Annotated in this window: 2 rRNA genes; both read right to left on the reverse strand. The window is 43.7% G+C overall.

Features of this window, described 5'->3' with window-relative positions:
* A 23S ribosomal RNA gene (locus HGH91_RS30995) occupies positions 1-110 on the reverse strand; the annotation flags it as partial.
* Between the two features lie 260 nt (positions 111-370).
* A 16S ribosomal RNA gene (locus HGH91_RS31000) occupies positions 371-485 on the reverse strand; the annotation flags it as partial.

Genomic DNA, 485 nt, shown 5'->3' on the forward strand with positions numbered 1-485 from the left:
CTACGGATGTTACGATCGTTTGCATCTCCCCGTAGCTTATCGCAGCTTACCACGTCCTTCTTCGCCTCTTAGATCCTAGGCATCCACCATGCGCCCTTATTCGCTTTAAAAATCTTTAGTATTCTTAATACTACTATTTCGAATACAACTTGCATTTCCCAATATGTCAAAGAACTTGTAATCACTGATTTCTTTTCCAAGATTTCATTTATGTGATTATTGCCGATGTGTGAGAGCCGATCTCTGTACCCCCTTCGGTTACACATCTTTTTTGTAAAGAACTTCTACTTCCCACCTGGCGTGTAGCCATAGGCGTTAGTACAATAAATTAAAAGAAGGAAACAACAGCTCATAGGTTAATGAGCTCTAAAAAGGAGGTATTCCAGCCGCACCTTCCGATACGGCTACCTTGTTACGACTTAGCCCCAATTACCGATTTTACCCTAGGCGGTTCCTTGCGGTTACCGACTTCAGGTCCCCCCGGC

The sequence above is a fragment of the Chitinophaga eiseniae genome (genome assembly GCF_012641265.1).
In the GTDB taxonomy this organism is placed as follows: Bacteria; Bacteroidota; Bacteroidia; order Chitinophagales; family Chitinophagaceae; genus Chitinophaga; species Chitinophaga eiseniae_A.